At 72.3% G+C, this 15629-nt stretch carries 18 protein-coding genes; 12 read left to right on the top strand and 6 right to left on the bottom strand.

Annotated features, from left to right (window positions below):
- Positions 1–143: 143 nt before the first annotated feature.
- Positions 144–944 (top strand): CPBP family intramembrane glutamic endopeptidase, encoded by an 801-nt coding sequence (locus ACFRIC_RS40930; RefSeq protein WP_382797036.1) that lies wholly within the window; start codon positions 144–146, stop codon positions 942–944.
- A gap of 3 nt (positions 945–947) precedes the next feature.
- Here ACFRIC_RS40930 and ACFRIC_RS40925 read toward each other — a convergent pair whose 3' ends face one another.
- Positions 948–1757: a PhzF family phenazine biosynthesis protein gene (locus tag ACFRIC_RS40925; protein WP_382797035.1), complete on the bottom strand. Its 810-nt coding sequence runs from the start codon at positions 1755–1757 to the stop codon at positions 948–950.
- 163 nt (positions 1758–1920) lie between these two features.
- Between ACFRIC_RS40925 and ACFRIC_RS40920 the strand changes: the two genes are divergently transcribed.
- A complete protein-coding gene (locus ACFRIC_RS40920) occupies positions 1921–2598 on the top strand; it encodes a PadR family transcriptional regulator (RefSeq protein ID WP_382797061.1) in 678 nt (225 codons plus the stop codon).
- 108 nt (positions 2599–2706) lie between these two features.
- On the opposite strand, the gene ACFRIC_RS40915 is transcribed toward ACFRIC_RS40920, so the two are convergent.
- Positions 2707–3135 carry an SRPBCC family protein gene (locus ACFRIC_RS40915; protein ID WP_382797034.1) on the bottom strand — a complete coding sequence of 143 codons (429 nt, stop codon included), beginning with the start codon at positions 3133–3135 and terminating at the stop codon, positions 2707–2709.
- A 318-nt stretch (positions 3136–3453) separates the two neighbouring features.
- On the opposite strand from ACFRIC_RS40915, the gene ACFRIC_RS40910 reads away from it, so the two are divergent.
- The 3 genes from ACFRIC_RS40910 (at position 3454) to ACFRIC_RS40900 (ending at position 6317) form a co-directional block, all read left to right on the top strand.
- Positions 3454–3999, top strand: a complete 546-nt coding sequence (locus tag ACFRIC_RS40910; protein WP_382797032.1) for a Clp protease N-terminal domain-containing protein — start codon at positions 3454–3456, stop codon at positions 3997–3999.
- 112 nt (positions 4000–4111) lie between these two features.
- Positions 4112–5122, top strand: a complete 1011-nt coding sequence (locus tag ACFRIC_RS40905) for a DMT family transporter (RefSeq protein ID WP_382797030.1) — start codon at positions 4112–4114, stop codon at positions 5120–5122.
- A 202-nt stretch (positions 5123–5324) separates the two neighbouring features.
- Complete coding sequence (locus ACFRIC_RS40900) at positions 5325–6317, top strand: DMT family transporter (RefSeq protein ID WP_382797029.1); 993 nt, start codon at positions 5325–5327, stop codon at positions 6315–6317.
- 253 nt (positions 6318–6570) lie between these two features.
- Here ACFRIC_RS40900 and ACFRIC_RS40895 read toward each other — a convergent pair whose 3' ends face one another.
- On the bottom strand, positions 6571–7275 hold the full coding sequence (locus ACFRIC_RS40895; protein WP_382797027.1) for a pyridoxamine 5'-phosphate oxidase family protein: 705 nt from the start codon (positions 7273–7275) through the stop codon (positions 6571–6573).
- Positions 7276–7298: 23 nt separating this feature from the next.
- Here ACFRIC_RS40895 and ACFRIC_RS40890 point away from each other — a divergent pair, with 23 nt between their 5' ends.
- Positions 7299–8630 (top strand): aminotransferase class I/II-fold pyridoxal phosphate-dependent enzyme, encoded by a 1332-nt coding sequence (locus tag ACFRIC_RS40890; RefSeq protein WP_382797026.1) that lies wholly within the window; start codon positions 7299–7301, stop codon positions 8628–8630.
- A 115-nt stretch (positions 8631–8745) separates the two neighbouring features.
- Here ACFRIC_RS40890 and ACFRIC_RS40885 read toward each other — a convergent pair whose 3' ends face one another.
- Positions 8746–9681, bottom strand: a complete 936-nt coding sequence (locus ACFRIC_RS40885; protein ID WP_382797024.1) for a DMT family transporter — start codon at positions 9679–9681, stop codon at positions 8746–8748.
- 74 nt (positions 9682–9755) lie between these two features.
- On the opposite strand from ACFRIC_RS40885, the gene ACFRIC_RS40880 reads away from it, so the two are divergent.
- Entirely contained in the window at positions 9756–10658 is a 903-nt protein-coding gene (locus tag ACFRIC_RS40880; RefSeq protein ID WP_382797022.1) for a LysR family transcriptional regulator, read from the top strand.
- A gap of 21 nt (positions 10659–10679) precedes the next feature.
- Here the strand turns inward: ACFRIC_RS40880 and ACFRIC_RS40875 are convergent, their stop codons facing one another.
- A complete protein-coding gene (locus ACFRIC_RS40875; protein WP_382797020.1) occupies positions 10680–11147 on the bottom strand; it encodes a pyridoxamine 5'-phosphate oxidase family protein in 468 nt (155 codons plus the stop codon).
- A 187-nt stretch (positions 11148–11334) separates the two neighbouring features.
- Between ACFRIC_RS40875 and ACFRIC_RS40870 the strand changes: the two genes are divergently transcribed.
- Positions 11335–11973: a cysteine hydrolase gene (locus tag ACFRIC_RS40870; protein WP_382797018.1), complete on the top strand. Its 639-nt coding sequence runs from the start codon at positions 11335–11337 to the stop codon at positions 11971–11973.
- 12 nt (positions 11974–11985) lie between these two features.
- On the opposite strand, the gene ACFRIC_RS40865 is transcribed toward ACFRIC_RS40870, so the two are convergent.
- A complete protein-coding gene (locus tag ACFRIC_RS40865) occupies positions 11986–12423 on the bottom strand; it encodes a Rieske (2Fe-2S) protein (protein ID WP_382797016.1) in 438 nt (145 codons plus the stop codon).
- A 220-nt stretch (positions 12424–12643) separates the two neighbouring features.
- Here ACFRIC_RS40865 and ACFRIC_RS40860 point away from each other — a divergent pair, with 220 nt between their 5' ends.
- From ACFRIC_RS40860 to ACFRIC_RS40845, 4 genes are all read left to right on the top strand, one after another.
- On the top strand, positions 12644–13417 hold the full coding sequence (locus ACFRIC_RS40860) for a HipA family kinase (RefSeq protein WP_382797014.1): 774 nt from the start codon (positions 12644–12646) through the stop codon (positions 13415–13417).
- Positions 13414–13797 carry a DUF3037 domain-containing protein gene (locus ACFRIC_RS40855; RefSeq protein WP_382797012.1) on the top strand — a complete coding sequence of 128 codons (384 nt, stop codon included), beginning with the start codon at positions 13414–13416 and terminating at the stop codon, positions 13795–13797. The genes ACFRIC_RS40860 and ACFRIC_RS40855 overlap by 4 nt, the downstream gene beginning before the upstream one ends.
- 203 nt (positions 13798–14000) lie before the next feature.
- Positions 14001–14762, top strand: coding sequence for a 3-oxoacyl-ACP reductase FabG (fabG, locus tag ACFRIC_RS40850; RefSeq protein WP_382797010.1), 762 nt, complete (start codon positions 14001–14003; stop codon positions 14760–14762).
- A gap of 17 nt (positions 14763–14779) precedes the next feature.
- Positions 14780–15541, top strand: a complete 762-nt coding sequence (locus ACFRIC_RS40845; protein ID WP_365495146.1) for an SDR family oxidoreductase — start codon at positions 14780–14782, stop codon at positions 15539–15541.
- Positions 15542–15629 lie beyond the last annotated feature (88 nt).

The raw sequence follows: 15629 nt of genomic DNA, 5'->3' as shown, positions 1-15629 counted from the left end.
CCGCGGAACAGGGGAAGGGGGACGCAGGCCCCGTACGGTGCCCGCCCCCCGACGGCCTGTCGCGCACGATCTTCGTAACTTCTTTCGAGACCCTAGCGGGGCGCGGACGGGGATGCGGCGGGAATACCCAACTGGAGGCGGGAGTGCAGGTGGAGGCGGGACCGGTGGCCGATTCTTTTCCGGCCGAGAGGCTGACCCGACGGATTCTCCGGGACGAGACGCTGCTCGTCCTGGCCCTGTCGCTCGGGGCGAGCGGTGTGTCAGCGCTCATCAGTTTCGTCGGATCGGTCACGAAACCCGGCGGGCTCAAGGATCAGGCGGCCACCCTCAACGCCTCGGCGGCGCCGGGCCGTCCCTGGCTCGACCTGGCCTGGCAGCTCTTCGGCATCGCGTCCGCGCTGGTGCCGGTCGCGCTCGTCGCGCACCTGCTGATCCGCGAGGGCCAGGGGATGCGCGTGATCGGCTTCGACCGTACGCGTCCCTGGCCGGACCTCGGACGCGGCGCCCTGGTCGCGGCGGTGATCGGCAGCACCGGAATCGCCTTCTACCTTGCGGCGCGCGGGTTCGGCGCCAACCTCACGGTGGTGCCCGAGGCGTTGCCGGACGTCTGGTGGAAGTATCCGGTGCTCATCCTGTCGGCCGTGCAGAACGCCGTGCTGGAGGAGGTCATCGTCGTCGGGTATCTGCTGCGGCGGCTCGGCCAGTTGGGCTGGACTCCCGGGACGGCGCTGATGGCGAGTGCGGTGCTGCGCGGTTCGTACCACCTCTACCAGGGCATCGGCGGGTTCGTCGGCAACATGGTGATGGGCGTGGTCTTCGTCTATCTGTACCGGCGTTGGGGCCGGGTCGGGCCGCTCGTGGTCGCCCATTCGCTGCTCGACATCGGTGCCTTCGTGGGGTACGCGCTGCTCGCAGGCAAGGTGGGATGGCTCCCGACCGCGTGATCGTCAGACGAGCAGCTCGCCCTCGATGACCGTGACCGCGTGACCCGAGAGCAGGGTCCGTTCCCCGCGCACCTCGGTGCGGACCAGGCCGGAGCGCGGGGAAGCCTGCAGCCCGGTGAGGGCCCGGCGGCCGAGGCGCTCCGACCAGAACGGGGCCAGGGCCGTGTGGGCGCTGCCGGTGACTGGGTCCTCGTCGATGCCGACGTTCGGGAAGAAGCCGCGGGAGACGAAGTCGTAACCCCGTGAGGGGTCCTCGGCGCGTGCGGTCGCGATGACGCCGCGCTCGGAGTGGCGGGCGAGTGCCCTGTGGTCCGGGGCGAGGGCGCGGACCGTCTTCTCGTCGGCGACCTCGACCAGCAGGTCACCGGTGTTCGGGCCGGTGTCGAGGGTGCGCAGCGGTTCGGCGCCGAGGGCCTCGGCGACACCGTCGGGGATCTCGACCGGGGTGAGGGGCGCCGTCGGGAAGTCGAGGGTGATCGAGCCGTCGGCCTCGGGGGTGGCGACGAGGACACCGCTGCGCGTGGTGAAGCGCACCGGGCCCCGATGGGCGCCTGTGGTGGTCAGGACGTGCGCCGCGGCGAGGGTCGCGTGTCCGCACAGGGCCACCTCGGTGGCGGGGGTGAACCAGCGCAGCGCCCAGTCCGCCTCGCCGCCCTCCGGGAGCCGGTGGGTGAACGCCGTCTCCGCGTGGTTGACCTCCCGGGCCACGTTCTGGAGCCAGGCGTCGTCGGGGAAGGAGTCGAGGAGGAGGACCCCGGCCGGGTTCCCGGCGAAGGGGCGGTCGGTGAAGGCGTCGACGATACGAATCCGCATGTCCCGAAGCTAGCGGTCCCGGGCGTCCACCGGCCAAGGCCAATCGGGGCCGGCTGGCCCCCTGCCGGCGAGGGAGGTATTTCGGCAGGGGGTTGTCATGCGAACACTACCGATATATCGTTGACGCATCGCGACCGATCAACGATGGAGTGGAGTGATGGCGATGCGTTCCCGTGGAGAAGACTTCGGATACGAGCACGAACACGGACACGGACATGGACACCATGGCGGACCCGGCCGTCGGGGTCGGGGCGGCTTCGAGGGGCTGCGGGGGGCTTTCGGGCCCTTCGGCCCCGGCGGTCCCGGCGGCGGACCCGGAGGTCCCGGCTTCGGCTTCGGCGGACCCGGCTTCGGCCCGGGCCCCTGGGGCGGACGCGGCGGCCGGGGCGGACCCCGGGGCAGGGCGCGGCGCGGCGACGTACGCGCGTCGATCCTCGCCCTGCTCAAGGACCGGCCCATGCACGGTTACGAGATGATCCAGGAGATCGCCGAGCGCAGCGGCGGGGCGTGGAAGCCCAGCCCGGGTTCGGTGTACCCGACCCTTCAGATGCTGGAGGACGAGGGCCTGATCATCAGTGAGGCCGAGGGCGGCAAGAAGCTGTTCTCGCTCACCGAGCCGGGGCGCAGCGCGGCCGACGAAGGTCCCGAGGCGCCCTGGGAAGAGGCCGGGCGCGGGGTCGACTGGGAGACGCTGCACGAGATCCGGCAGGCCGGCTTCGGTCTCATGGAGGCCTTCGGCCAGGTCTGGAAGACCGGCAGCAAGGGTCAGCGCGAGAAGGCGCTGGCGGTCATCAACGAAGCCCGCAAGAAGCTGTACCTGATCCTCGCCGACGAGGGCTGACGGCGTGCTGTGGTACCTGCCGGCGCCCCGTGGAAGCGTTTCCGCGGGGCGCCTGTCCGTGTACGGGGGGCCGTCCGCCGCCTCGGGCGGCGCGCGGACGCGCGAGGTTCAGGCCACCAGTCCGGCCAGCTTGCGCAGCGACTCGTCGAGGGCGGCGGTCGCCGAGTCCTTGAGCTTGCCGGCCATCAACGAGACCGCCGCGCCCGTGAACTCCCCGTCGATCCGCACCGAGGTGGCGTCGTCGTCGGGGGTGAGCGTGTAGCGCGTGGAGACGTTCACCGACATCGGGCCCTTGCCGCGGATGGCCAGCGCGCGGCCGGGCTCCAGTTCCTCGATCGTCCAGGTGACCTCGGCCGGGAAGCCCATGAGCTTCATGTTCTCCGCGAACGTGCCGCCCACCTCGAACTTCTCCGGGCCGCCCTGCGGGAAGTTGGTGTGCGTCGCGTTCCACTCGCCGTAGGCGGACCAGTCGGTGAGCTGGGCCCAGATCTTCTCGGCGGGCGCCTCGATCCGTGCCTCCGCGCTGACTTCGGCCATGCGACCACCCCTTCGTGTCGGGCGCTGCGCCCGGCGCAGCTACGGTGTCGCGGAACGTAGCTCCAGGCCCCGGAACATTCAATACTGATGAGCCGTCAGGAATTGTGGAGGGGTGGACGGCCCGGCTCCGGCGCGGGCGGACGGGGGCGCCGCCGGCCACGGGGAGGAGTGGCAAGGCGGCGCGCGCCGCCGCGCGGAAATCGGCGCGAAGTCATCCGCAAGGAGGAGGAACCGCACAGGGATGCCCACCTTGTGTCGGATCCGAAGATGCTGCCCGCCGCCGATGACCCCGGGCCGCGAGGCTGATGAGGTGGAGAGGTGCCGCCCCGTATTCCCGAGCAGTCCGCCGCCACGAGCGGACCGAAGCATGCCGGCATCGAGGCCGGACTCGGCGCGGAGCTGGCCCCGGTGGTCTCCGGCGCGCGCAGAAGAGCGCTGCGCGACGGAGACCGGCAGATCGACACGGCTCATCTGCTGCACTCCCTGCTGGAGTGCGACCCCGAGGCGCGGGCCGTCTTCGGGGACGGGCCGCAGCTCGCCCGGCTGCTCGGCTATCTCGTGCAGCGCAGCATCGGCTACGGACTCCGCTGGCAGAGCGCCGTCCGGAACTCCGGCGCGGCGCCCGCCCCGGCCAGGGGGAGCTGGTCCCCCGTGGCGGCCGACGCGATGGGGGAGGCGTACGAGCGTGCCGTGCTGCGCGGCGACGAGCGCGCCCGCGGTCTCGACCTGCTGGCAGCCATCGTCGCCGACCCCCGGTCGCGGGCCGTCGAGGTCCTCGGACGGGCCGGCGTCGACCTCCCGCGACTGAGGGAGCGCGTCGAGAGCGCACACGAGGAGTGTGTGGGCCGGGGCGACGCGGGCTGACCGGGGTGAGGAGCGCGCCGGACGGACGCCACCAGGCGGATGTCCTGTCCCTGGTCCAGCGGTTGAGACAGGTGTCTTTGGGGGTGACGGTCATGTCGTCGCCTGTCATCATGTGGCCGTGCATACGTCTCAGGGCAGTCAGGACAACCAGGGGAGAGGCGTCGGTCTGGGCCTGGCGCTCGTGTCGGCGGTCGCCTTCGGCGGATCCGGCGTCGCGGCCAAGCCGTTGATCGAGGCCGGACTCGACCCGCTCCACGTGGTGTGGCTCCGCGTCGCCGGCGCCGCCCTCGTCATGCTGCCGATCGCCGTGCGGCACCGGGGGCTGGTCAAGCGACGCCCCGCGCTGCTCGCCGGCTTCGGTCTCCTCGGCGTGGCCGGTGTGCAGGCCTGCTACTTCGCCGCGATCTCCCGTGTCCCCGTCGGCGTCGCCCTCCTCGTCGAGTACCTCGCCCCCGCGCTGGTCCTCGGCTGGGTGCGCTTCGTGCAGCGCCGGCCCGTCACCCGTGCCGCGGCACTCGGAGTCGTCCTCGCGGTCGGCGGACTCGCCTGCGTGGTGGAGGTGTGGTCGGGGCTCGACTTCGACGCCGTCGGACTCCTGCTCGCGCTGGGCGCCGCCTGCTGCCAGGTCGGCTACTTCGTCCTGTCCGACCAGGGCAGCGACGCGGGCGACGAGGCACCCGACCCGCTGGGCGTGATCGCGTACGGACTTCTCGTCGGCACCCTCGTCCTGACCGTGGTCGCGCGCCCCTGGACGATGCACTGGTCCGTTCTCGGAGGCAGCGCGGACATGAACGGGACATCCGTGCCCGCCACGCTGCTCCTCGGCTGGATCGTCCTCGTCGCGACCGTCGTCGCCTACGCCACCGGCGTCCTGTCCGTGCGCAGGCTCTCCCCGCAGGTCGCGGGCGTGGTGGCCTGTCTCGAAGCGGTGATCGCCACGGTCCTGGCATGGGTGCTGCTGGGCGAGCACCTCTCGGCGCCCCAGATCGCGGGCGGTGCCGTGGTGCTGCTCGGCGCCTTCATCGCGCAGTCGTCGGCCCCGGCGAAACCCTCGCGGGAGCCGGTCGCGAGCGGGTCGGGTGACGCCGAGAGAGAGTTGTCGGCCCACGGAACGGCCGTCTAAGGTGCTGATCATGCCGTCGACGCTCGTTCTTCCGCCTCCGGCCGCCTGAGGCGGGCGTACCGGAACACCGCCCGGCCCCGTGCCGGGCGGAACGGCGCTGCCCGCAGAAGAAGTCAGAGGACCTTTCGCACGCCCCTGCCCCCGCGGCACGGGCTGCGACGCGGTCCCTTCCCGAACTTCTGCGGAACTGCGGAGAGAACACGTGTCGAACACCGCTGTCGGCCTGCCCGTCGGGCGAGGCCTGCTCTATCTGATCGTCGCCGGTGCCGCCTGGGGCACCGCGGGCGCCGCCGCGTCACTGGTCTACCGGGCCAGTGACATGGGGCCGGTCGCCCTCTCCTTCTGGCGCTGCGCGGGCGGACTCGCCCTGCTGCTCGCCGTACGCCTGCGCGGCGGCCCGCGCCTTCGCCCTCGTCCCCAAGAGCGGGGGAAGCGCGACGCTCAGCGAGAGCCGCTCGGCCGCAAAGCGCTGCGGATCGGCCTGATCGGCCTCGGGCTGGCGCTCTTCCAGACCGCCTACTTCGCCGCCGTCGAGGCCACCGGCCTCGCGGTCGCGACCGTCGTCACCCTGGGCGCGGGGCCCGTCCTCATCGCCCTCGGCGCCCGGCTGACCATGGGGGAGCGGCTCGGCCGGGGTGGCATCGCCGCCGTCGCGGGGGCGCTGACCGGGCTCGGCGTGCTGGTCCTCGGCGGCGGGGACGCCACCGTGCGTCCCTGGGGCGTCCTGCTCGCGGTTCTCTCCGCGGCCGGCTACTCCGCGATGACGCTGCTCACCCGGTGGTGGGGGCGCGACTCCCGCGTGGACGGGTCGAGCACGACCGTGTGGGCGTTCGCCGTCACCACCGTGTGCCTGCTGCCGCTCGGGCTCGCCGAGGGGCTGTTCCCGCACGCCGTCCAGCCCGTCCGTCTCCTGGTGCTGCTGGCCTACATCGCCGCCGTCCCCACCGCGCTGGCCTACGCGCTCTTCTTCGCCGGTGCCGCCGTCGTCCGCTCCGCCGCCGTGTCCGTGATCATGCTTCTGGAGCCGGTCTGCGCGGCCGTGCTCGCCGTCGGCCTGCTCGGCGAGCGGCTCACCGCGGCGACACTCGTCGGCACCCTGCTGATGCTCGGCTCGGTCGCCGGACTCGCGGTGGCGGAGGCGCGTGCCGCGGGCGCGGGACGGCTCGCGGCGCCCGAGGAGGCACTTCTCGTGTGAGCCCCCGCCGGACGCGGGACGCGGGACGCTGGACGTCCGGCGTCCCGCGTGAGGTGGCTGCGCCCGGGTGGGGCCGCCTGACGCGGGTGTGCCCCGTGCCTGTGTGATGCCGCTGTGCGCAGGTGCGGCCGGGACGGCACCGGTTCCAGTGGGAGGCGGTGCCGTCCTCGGCGCCGGGTGGGCGGGTTCGTCCCCGGCGCCGGGCGGGCCGGGTCGTTCGCGGCGGGTGTCGTGACGACCGCCCGCCCCGGAGCTACAGGACCTTCAGGTAGTCCGGCACGCCGATGCCCGGTGCCAGGGTGTCCGCGGGGACCGGGACGCCGTGGCCCTTGGTCAGCGGGATCACGCCGGTCCAGTGGGGGAGCGAGAGATCCTCGGGGTCGTCGCTCGGGCCGCCCGTGCGCAGCTTGGCGGAGACCTCGTCGAGATCCAGGCTGATCACGGCCGTGGCCGCGAGTTCCTTGGCGTTGGCGGGACGGGAGTCGGCCGAGCGGCCCGGGACGGCGTGGTCGACCAGCGCGTCCAGCGCCAGCCGCTTCTCCTCGGGATCCGTCACCTGGTGGGCGACGCCGTGCACGACCACGGAACGGTAGTTGATCGAGTGGTGGAAGGCCGAGCGGGCCAGCACCAGTCCGTCGACATGGCTCACGGTGAGGCAGACGGCCAGCCCGGGATCGGTCCCGCCCGCCATGCGCAGGGGACGCGAACCCGTGGACCCGTGCACGTAGAGCCGCTCGCCGACCCGCGCGTACAGCGTGGGCAGAACGACGGGCGCGCCGTCGCGGACGAAGCCGAGATGGCAGATGTACCCCTCGTCGAGTATCGAGTGCACCAGCTCCCGGTCGTACGCGGCGCGTTCCTTGGAGCGGGTGGGGACAGTGCGGTCGGTCGGGGTGTAGGCAGCGGACGCCGTCGGCCCCGGCTGCTGGGTGATCGTCTCCGACATTGCCATCTCCATTGCGCTAGTGCATAATCTCTTTTGTGCTAGGAGAGTATCGGATCGAAGGGCGTCGCGCAGCCGAGATCGCCGCCGACGTCGAGCGGGCGGTCGGGGCGGGGGATCTGGAACCCGGACAGCTCCTGCCGCCCATGCGCGAGCTGGCCGAGGAACTCGGGGTCAACCCGAACACGGTCGCGGCGGCCTACCGCACGCTGCGCGAGCGCGGGGTCATCGAGACCGCCGGCCGCCGCGGCAGCCGGGTGCGCCCGAAGCCGGCCACCACGGGGCGCGAGCACCTGCGCGTCGAGGTGCCCGAGGGGGTGCGGGACGTGGGCGAGGGCAATCCCGATCCCGCCCTCCTGCCGGAGCTCGCCGAGGCCTTCGCGGTCGCGGCCGCGGAGTCGGACCGGCATCCCGTGCAGTACGGGCAGGACCCCGTCGAGCCGGAGCTGGGGCGGCTGGCCCGCGCCGGGCTCGACGCGGACGGCGTGCCCGAGGGGCCCGTCGTCGTCACCTCCGGCTCGCTCGACGCGATCGAGCGCGTCCTGATGGCCCACCTCAGGCCCGGCGACACGGTCGCCGTCGAGGACCCCGGCTGGGGCAGCCTGTTCGACCTGCTGCCGGCGCTCGGGCTGCGTACGGCCGGGGTCGGCGTCGACGACGAGGGCCCGCTTCCCGACGACGTACGGCAGGCGCTGGCGGCCGGGGCGCGGGCGCTGATCGTCACCGACCGGGCGCAGAACCCGACCGGCGCCGCGGTCACCGCCGAGCGCGCGCGGGCGCTGCGCTCCGTGCTCCGGGAGTACCCGCGAACCCTGCTCATCGAGGACGACCACGGCCATCAGATCGTCGACGTGCCCCTGCATCCCCTCGCCGGGGTCACGCACCACTGGGCCTTCGTGCGTTCCGTCGCCAAGGCGTACGGGCCCGATCTGCGGCTCGCCGTCCTCACCGGGGACCCCGTCACCGTCGACCGTGTGCACGGGAGACAGCGGGTCGGACCCGGCTGGGTGAGCCGCGTGCTCCAGAAGGCCGTGGTCCACCTGTGGACCTCCGGCGCGGTGGACGTGCCGGCCGTGGCGGCGGCGTACGGGGCGCGCCGCGACATGCTGATCGACGCGCTGCGGGAGCGCGGTGTCGAGGCGCGCGGACGCAGCGGGATGAACGTCTGGATCGCCGTCCCCGACGAGACCGGGGCCGTCTCCCGGCTGTTGCAGCGCGGCTGGGCGGTCGCGCCCGGCGCCCGTTTCCGGATGGGTTCGCCGCCGGGTGTCCGGATCACCGTCTCGACGCTTCGGCCCGAGGACGCCGGGCCGCTCGCGGACGCCGTGGCCTCCGCCGTGGGACCGGCCCCCGCGCGCCGCTACGTCTGAGCCGTGCCGCTACGTGTGAGGTGTGCGCCTCGTGTCGCCCAGGGTCTGCCCGACAGAGCCTGGGCGACAGGGCCCGTCCGACAGGTCCTGGCCGCGGCTCGGGACGAGCCGGGTCTCAGCGGCGCGGCTTCGCCTGGGTGAGGAAGGCGCCCGCGAGGACGATCACCGCGCCGACCGGGGTCGACCAGGCCAGCGACTCGCCGAGGATCGCGACACCGGCGGCGGTGGCGATGACCGGGATGAAGTACGTGACCATCTGGGCCGTCGTCGGGCCGACCTCGGCGACGATGCCGTACTGGAGGAGCATGGCCAGACCCGTTCCGAGTGCCCCGAGGGCCGCGACCGCGAGCAGCGGCACCCAGGCGACATGACTGGGGAACGTGGTGAACAGCGGGGTGACGAAGGCGAGTTGCACCGTGGCCAGGAGCAGTTGGGCGCCGGTCATCGACAGATGGGAGTTTCCGGTGCCCGCCAGGGTCCGGCGCACGTAGATCCAGCCGACCGGATAGCTCAGCGACGCCAGCAGGGCCATGGCCGTGCCCGTGGCGTCCAGGCCGTGGAACCCCTGCCAGACGCCGAGGACCGTCAGGACGCCCAGGAAGCCGATGCCGAGGCCGGCCACTCTGCGCCGGGTCGGCCGGTCCTCGGAGAGGGCGACCAGGGACAGGGCCATGCCCCACAGCGGCGACGTCGCGTTGCAGATGCCGGCGAGCGTGGACGGGATCGTCAGCTCGGAGTAGGCGAAGAGGGAGAAGGGCAGCGCGTTCAGCAGGAAGGCCGCGACCGTGAGGTGCCCCCACGTGCGCGCCCCGCGCGGCAGCCGCTCCCGCTTCACCGCCATCGCCGCCACGAGCACCGCGCTCCCGAACAGCAGCCGGCCGAAGGTGACCTGGAACGGCGCGAAGCCGTCCGTGCCGACCTTGATCAGCAGAAAGCTGAAGCCCCAGATCAGCGACAGGAAGCCGAAGCGGATCCGCCAGTCGAGGGCGGCGCGGCGGCGGGGTGCGACGCCGTTCGGCGTGACAGGGCGGGGAGAGGCGACGGTGCTCATGGGGCAAGAATGCGGCAGGACAATCTCGTAGCACAAGCGAGAATGTTCGAGCGATATCTCGTAGCATTGCTTACATGTTGAATCTGGAGCGACTGCGCACGCTCGACGCCCTCGCCCGCTATGGCTCGGTGAGCGGCGCGGCCGAGGGACTGCACGTGACGACATCGGCCGTCTCCCAGCAGATGTCGAAGCTGGAGCGCGAGGTGGGACAGCAGCTCCTCGCCAAGAACGGCCGGGGCGTGCGGCTGACCGACGCCGGGCGGCTCCTCGCCGAACACGCGGCCCGCATCCTTTCCCAGGTCGAGCTCGCGCAGTCCGACCTGGAGGCGCAGCGCGGTCAGGTGGCCGGCGAGCTCAGGCTGTCCGCGTTCCCGACCGCGGCGCGCGGACTGTTCCCGGCGGCGCTCGCGGAGCTGCGGGCCCGGCACCCCGGACTGCGGGTGCGCTCCAGCGAGCTGGAGCCGGAGGCCGGGGTCGCGGGAGTGGTGCGCGGGGACCTGGACCTCGCGGTCGTGCTCGACTGGTACAACAAGCCGATGCCCCTGCCCGACGGACTGGTGAAGGCGTCGATCCTCGACGACCCCGCCGATGTGGCGATGCCGGCCGGCCACCGGCTCGCGGGCCGCGCCGAGGTCGACCTCGGGGACTTCGCCGAGGACGAGTGGATCACCTGGGCCGAGGGCGAGTTCTGTCACGAATGGCTGATGTTCACGCTGCGCTCCCAGGGCGTCGAGCCGCGCATCGGACACCGCGCCGGGGAGACGCACACCCAGCTCGGACTCGTCGCCGCGGGGCTCGGCGTGTGCGTGGCCCCGCTCCTCGGACGTCATCCGATGCCCGAGGGAGTCGTCACCGTGCCGGTCCGCCAGCGCGTGCGCCGCCATGTCTACGTCGTCTGGCGGGCCGACGCCGACCGCCGGCCCTCGATCAGGGCGGCGGTGGACGCCTTGCGCAGGGCCGGAGCGGCCCTGGAGTAGAAGCCTGCGGCGGGTGTCCGCCTACATCGGAGGGAGCTTGCGGAAGTCCCACGAGGCGATCGCGGACGGTGTCAGCCGCATCCACGCGTGCCGGCCGTCGTGCGGCATCTCCTCCAGACCGAAGTTCTTGCGGGCGAACAGGATCTCGGGGACGTCGAGTTCGGCGCACAGCTCCCCGGTGCGGGGGAACTCGCCGACGAACTCCACGGTGCCGGACAGCTCGACGCCCCGCAGCTCCCCGTACTCCTCGCCCGAGTCGATCACCACCGCGACGCGCGGGTCGTTCCGCAGTTGCACCCACCGCTTGCTGCGCACCACGGAGTACAGCCACAGCGAGGTGCCGTCCCAGGCGAACCACAGGGCGCTCACGTGCGGGACTCCGTCCTTCGACACGGAGGCGACGCGACAGGTGCGCTGGGTGGTGAGGAACTCGTCCAGTTCACCGGGGGTCATCATGATCTTCCGGCCCCTGCGCTGGGTGACGGTCATACGGTCCCCTCCCGATTGCGTGGATCGGCCAAGTCCTGCCCGATCTTTCACAGGTGCACCGACTCTGTCCGTCGGGGCTTTCCTCAAAGCTTTCTGACGTTCCGTCAGGAAAATCATGCGGCGTCTTCCGTCCGCACGCAATGCTCGTTACGCTCCGCCGTCCCGACCCGCGACGACAAGGAGAGCCATGCCGTCGTCAGAGCACCTCAGCGAACTCCTCGACCCCGTCGGCACGGTACTGCTCACCGTGGAGTGCCAACAGGGCGTCGTGGGCCCGGACAGCGCGCTGCCCGAACTCGCCCAGGAGGCGCGGTCGTCCGGAGCGCTCGACCGGATCGCCCGGCTGGTGGCCGCCGCGCACGAGAGCGGGGTGCAGGTGATCCACGCGGTCGCGGAGCGCCGCCCCGACGGCCGCGGCGCCAACCGCAACGCCCGGCTGTTCAGGGCCGCCGAGCGGCTGCCCGTACGGCAGACGACCGGCTCGGCGGCGGTGCGGATCGCGCCGCCCGTCGAGGTCGCCGAGGAGGACCTCGTCGTCCGGCGGCTGCACGGCCTGTCGCCGATCTCGGGCACCGACGTCGACCCGCTGCTGCGCAACCTGGGCTGCCGCACCCTCGTCGTGACGGGCGTATCGGCCAACATCGCGATTCCCAACGCCGTGTTCGACGCCGTCAACCGCGGCTACACCGTCGTCGTTCCCGCGGACGCCGTCGCCGGGGTGCCCTCCGAGTACACCCCAGCGATGGTCCGGAACACGCTCGCGCTGGTCGCCACCGTCACGACCACCGAGGACGTGCTCGCCTGCCTCGAAGGACGGCGCGACTGACGCCGGTGTCCCTCAGGCGAGCTTGATCGCGCCCCCGTCGACGGTGATGTCCGCCTTGGCCAGCCCGGTCGTCGCGGGCCCCTTCTTCACGCTGCCGTCGGTGGCCGAGAACTCGCTGCCGTGACACGGGCAGGTGATGACACCGTTCGCTATGCCCTTGACCGCGCAGCCCTGGTGGGTGCACTTGGACGAGAAGGCCTTGTACGTGCCCGCCGTCGGCTGGGTCACCACGACCCCCTGGTCGGCGAAGACCTTGCCGCCGCCCTCCGGGATCTCGCTCGTCTTGGCGAGTTCCGTGCCTGCCGCGCCGTTGCCCGAGCCCACACTGTCGGAGGCCTTGTCGTCCGCCCCGCACGCGGTCAGCGCGACGGCGAGTCCCGCCGCCCCGACCGCCGCCACGACGGTGCGCCGGGCAGGGGCCTGTGCGGAGTGAAGCGATTCGCTGGTCATGCTGGCTTTCCCTTCAGCGGACATGATCTGGATCTGTCGAGAGGTACGGTCCACCAGCACGCACTGTTCAGGCAATGGCGACTTCTTGACCTGATCCACAGCCCCCCGACAGCCGGATGTGCGGCGGCGCGGCCCCTCCGGCCCCGGATACCGGGCTCCGCCTCCGCCACCGTCACCGGGTCGCGTCCGCCGGGCGCGACCACCCCAGTAAGTTGGGGCGATGCTCAAGGAAGTGAACGCCTCCCGCTACATCACGCCGTTGCGCGAGGGCGGCTCGCTGCCGGGACTCGTCGAGGCCGACGACCTCGGGACGTACGTCATGAAGTTCACCGGCGCCGGACAGGGCCGCAAGACGCTCGTCGCGGAGGTCGTCTGCGGTGAACTGGCCCGCCGGCTGGGCCTGCGGGTGCCCGGCCTGGTGACGATCGGCCTCGACCCGGTTCTCGGGCTCGGCGAACCGGACCAGGAGGTCCAGGAGCTGCTGAAGTCGAGCGGCGGCCCGAACCTCGGGATGGAATTCCTCCCGCGCGCGATCGGCTTCGACCCCCTCGCCTTCGAGGTGAGCGCGGAGGACGCCGGGCGGATCGTCTGGTTCGACGCCCTCGTCAACAACGTCGACCGCTCCTGGCGCAACCCCAACCTGCTGATGTGGCACGGCGATCTGTGGCTCATCGACCACGGCGCCACCATGATCTGGCACCACCACTGGCCCGGAGCCGAGACCTCCGCCGCCAAGCCGTACGACATCTCCGACCACGCGCTCGCCCCCTTCCGCCCCGACGTCGCCTCGGCCGCCGCCGAACTGGCCCCGCTGGTCACCGAGGAGCTGCTCGCCGAGGTCACGGCGCAGATCCCCGAGGCCTGGCTGGCCGGCGAGCCGGGCTTCGACACGGTCGAGGCGCTGCGGCGCGCCTACGCGCGGCCGCTGCTGGCACGCGCCGCCGTCATCCACGAGCGGATCAAGGGCCTCGACGGCACCGAGGGGGACAAGTGAACGAGCGGGACGTCTTCGAGTACGCGCTGCTGCGGGTGGTGCCGCGGGTCGAGCGCGGCGAGTGCTTCAACGCGGGCGTGCTGGTGTACTGCCGCGCCCACTCCTTCGTCGCGGCCCGTACCCATCTGGACGAGAGCAAGCTGCTCGCGCTCGACCCGGACGCGGACGTGCCGGGCGTACGGGCCGCGCTGCGCGCCGTCGAAGGAGTCTGCGCCGGCGGGGAAGCCGCTGGTCAGGCCGCGGGCGACGACCCCGGGCGGCGCTTTCGCTGGCTGATCGCGCCGCGCTCGACGGTGGTCCAGCCGGGGCCCGTGCACACCGGCCTGACGGCCGATCCCGAGGCCGAGACCGAGCGGTTGCTCCAGCTCCTGGTCAGGTAATGGATCACATGCGCGCGGTGCGCCGTTGACACCGGGTGCCAGGGCTTCTAGCGTCACGTCTGCTGAAGGTACTAAGCGGTCGCTCACCGGACGGGCGTACCGTGTGAGCCGCGGGTCCTCCGGGACCCCGAAGACTCCGCAAGGTTGTCGAGACAGCTTGGCCGGGCTTGGGCCGGCTTTTCCAAGGGCGAGGAGAACCAGCAATGTCCACCACTGAGCAGCGCGTCGCCGTAGTCACCGGTGCCGCGCGCGGCATCGGTGCCGCGACCGCCGTACGACTGGCCGCGGAGGGCCGCGCCGTCGCGGTGATCGACCTCGACGAGGCCGCGTGCAAGGACACCGTCGAGAAGATCACGGCCGCCGGCGGCAAGGCTCTCGCGGTCGGCTGCGACGTCTCCGACGAGGCCCAGGTGGAGGCCGCCGTCGCGCGGATCGCCGAGGAGCTCGGCGCGCCGACCATCCTGGTGAACAACGCGGGTGTCCTCCGGGACAACCTGCTGTTCAAGATGAGCGCGTCCGACTGGGACACCGTCATGAACGTGCACCTGCGCGGCGCCTTCCTGATGGCGAAGGCCGTCCAGAAGTACATGGTCGAGGCCAAGTTCGGCCGCATCGTCAACCTGTCGTCGTCCTCGGCGCTGGGCAACCGCGGCCAGGCCAACTACTCCACCGCCAAGGCCGGTCTCCAGGGCTTCACCAAGACCCTGGCCATCGAGCTCGGCAAGTTCGGCGTGACCGCGAACGCCGTGGCGCCCGGCTTCATCGTCACCGACATGACCGCCGCCACCGCCGCCCGCGTCGGGATGGACTTCGACGACTTCCAGGCCGCCGCCGCGACCCAGATCCCCGTGCAGCGCGTCGGCAACCCCGACGACATCGCCAACTCCATCGCCTTCTTCACCGGCGAGGCCGCCGGATTCGTCTCGGGCCAGGTGCTGTACGTGGCCGGCGGACCGCTCAACTAGACGCAGGGGAAACGCACATGACCACGCTTCCCGAACTCTCGGGCAAGGTCGCGCTCATCACGGGCGCGAGCCGCGGCATCGGCTACGGCGTCGCGGAGGCCCTGATCGCCCGCGGCGACCGGGTCTGCATCACCGGCCGCAACGAGGACGCCCTCAAGGAGGCCGTCGAGACGCTCGGCGCCGACCGCGTCATCGCCGTCGCCGGCAAGGCCCACGACGAGGCCCACCAGGCCGTCGCCGTCGAGCGCACCATGGAGGCCTTCGGCCGCGTCGACTTCCTGGTCAACAACGCCGGTACGAACCCGGTGTTCGGGCCCATCGCCGAACTGGACCTGAACGTGGCGCGGAAGGTCTTCGAGACCAACGTCGTCTCGGCGCTCGGCTTCGCCCAGCAGACCTGGAAGGCCTGGCAGGGCGAGAACGGCGGCGCGATCGTCAACATCGCCTCGGTCGCCGGCCTCGCGCCCTCGCCCTTCATCGGCGCGTACGGCATCAGCAAGGCCGCGATGATCAACCTGACCGTGCAGCTCGCGCACGAGTTCGCGCCCAAGGTCCGGGTCAACGCCATCGCGCCCGCCGTGGTGAAGACGAAGTTTGCGGCCGCACTCTACGAGGGCCGCGAGGCGGAGGCCGCCGCGGCCTACCCGCTCGGCCGGCTCGGCGTGCCCTCCGACATCGGCGGCGCCGCCGCCTTCCTCACCTCGCAGCAGTCGGACTGGGTCACCGGTCAGACGCTCGTGGTCGACGGCGGGATGTTCCTCAACGCCGGAGTCGAATAACACGAGGACCGGTCGGGGGGGGGCGCCGGCGCGGGGGGGCCCGCCCCCCGCGGTGGGGGTGGGTTTCCGTATAAGAGAGAGACCGCGC

Origin of the sequence: Streptomyces sp. NPDC056738 (genome assembly GCF_042790435.1) — a bacterium.
In the GTDB taxonomy this organism is placed as follows: Bacteria; Actinomycetota; Actinomycetes; order Streptomycetales; family Streptomycetaceae; genus Streptomyces.
This window is presented reverse-complemented; position numbering and strand designations above follow the sequence as displayed.

Coding starts and splice junctions, on each gene's coding strand:
- ACFRIC_RS40925 (WP_382797035.1), bottom strand. CDS start 1,757: ATGCGGATTCGTATCGTCGACGCCTTCACCGACCGCCCCTTCGCCGGG.
- ACFRIC_RS40920 (WP_382797061.1), top strand. CDS start 1,921: ATGCGTTCCCGTGGAGAAGACTTCGGATACGAGCACGAACACGGACAC.
- ACFRIC_RS40915 (WP_382797034.1), bottom strand. CDS start 3,135: ATGGCCGAAGTCAGCGCGGAGGCACGGATCGAGGCGCCCGCCGAGAAG.
- ACFRIC_RS40895 (WP_382797027.1), bottom strand. CDS start 7,275: ATGGAGATGGCAATGTCGGAGACGATCACCCAGCAGCCGGGGCCGACG.
- ACFRIC_RS40885 (WP_382797024.1), bottom strand. CDS start 9,681: ATGAGCACCGTCGCCTCTCCCCGCCCTGTCACGCCGAACGGCGTCGCA.
- ACFRIC_RS40880 (WP_382797022.1), top strand. CDS start 9,756: ATGTTGAATCTGGAGCGACTGCGCACGCTCGACGCCCTCGCCCGCTAT.
- ACFRIC_RS40875 (WP_382797020.1), bottom strand. CDS start 11,147: ATGACCGTCACCCAGCGCAGGGGCCGGAAGATCATGATGACCCCCGGT.
- ACFRIC_RS40870 (WP_382797018.1), top strand. CDS start 11,335: ATGCCGTCGTCAGAGCACCTCAGCGAACTCCTCGACCCCGTCGGCACG.
- ACFRIC_RS40865 (WP_382797016.1), bottom strand. CDS start 12,423: ATGACCAGCGAATCGCTTCACTCCGCACAGGCCCCTGCCCGGCGCACC.
- ACFRIC_RS40860 (WP_382797014.1), top strand. CDS start 12,644: ATGCTCAAGGAAGTGAACGCCTCCCGCTACATCACGCCGTTGCGCGAG.
- fabG (WP_382797010.1), top strand. CDS start 14,001: ATGTCCACCACTGAGCAGCGCGTCGCCGTAGTCACCGGTGCCGCGCGC.
- ACFRIC_RS40845 (WP_365495146.1), top strand. CDS start 14,780: ATGACCACGCTTCCCGAACTCTCGGGCAAGGTCGCGCTCATCACGGGC.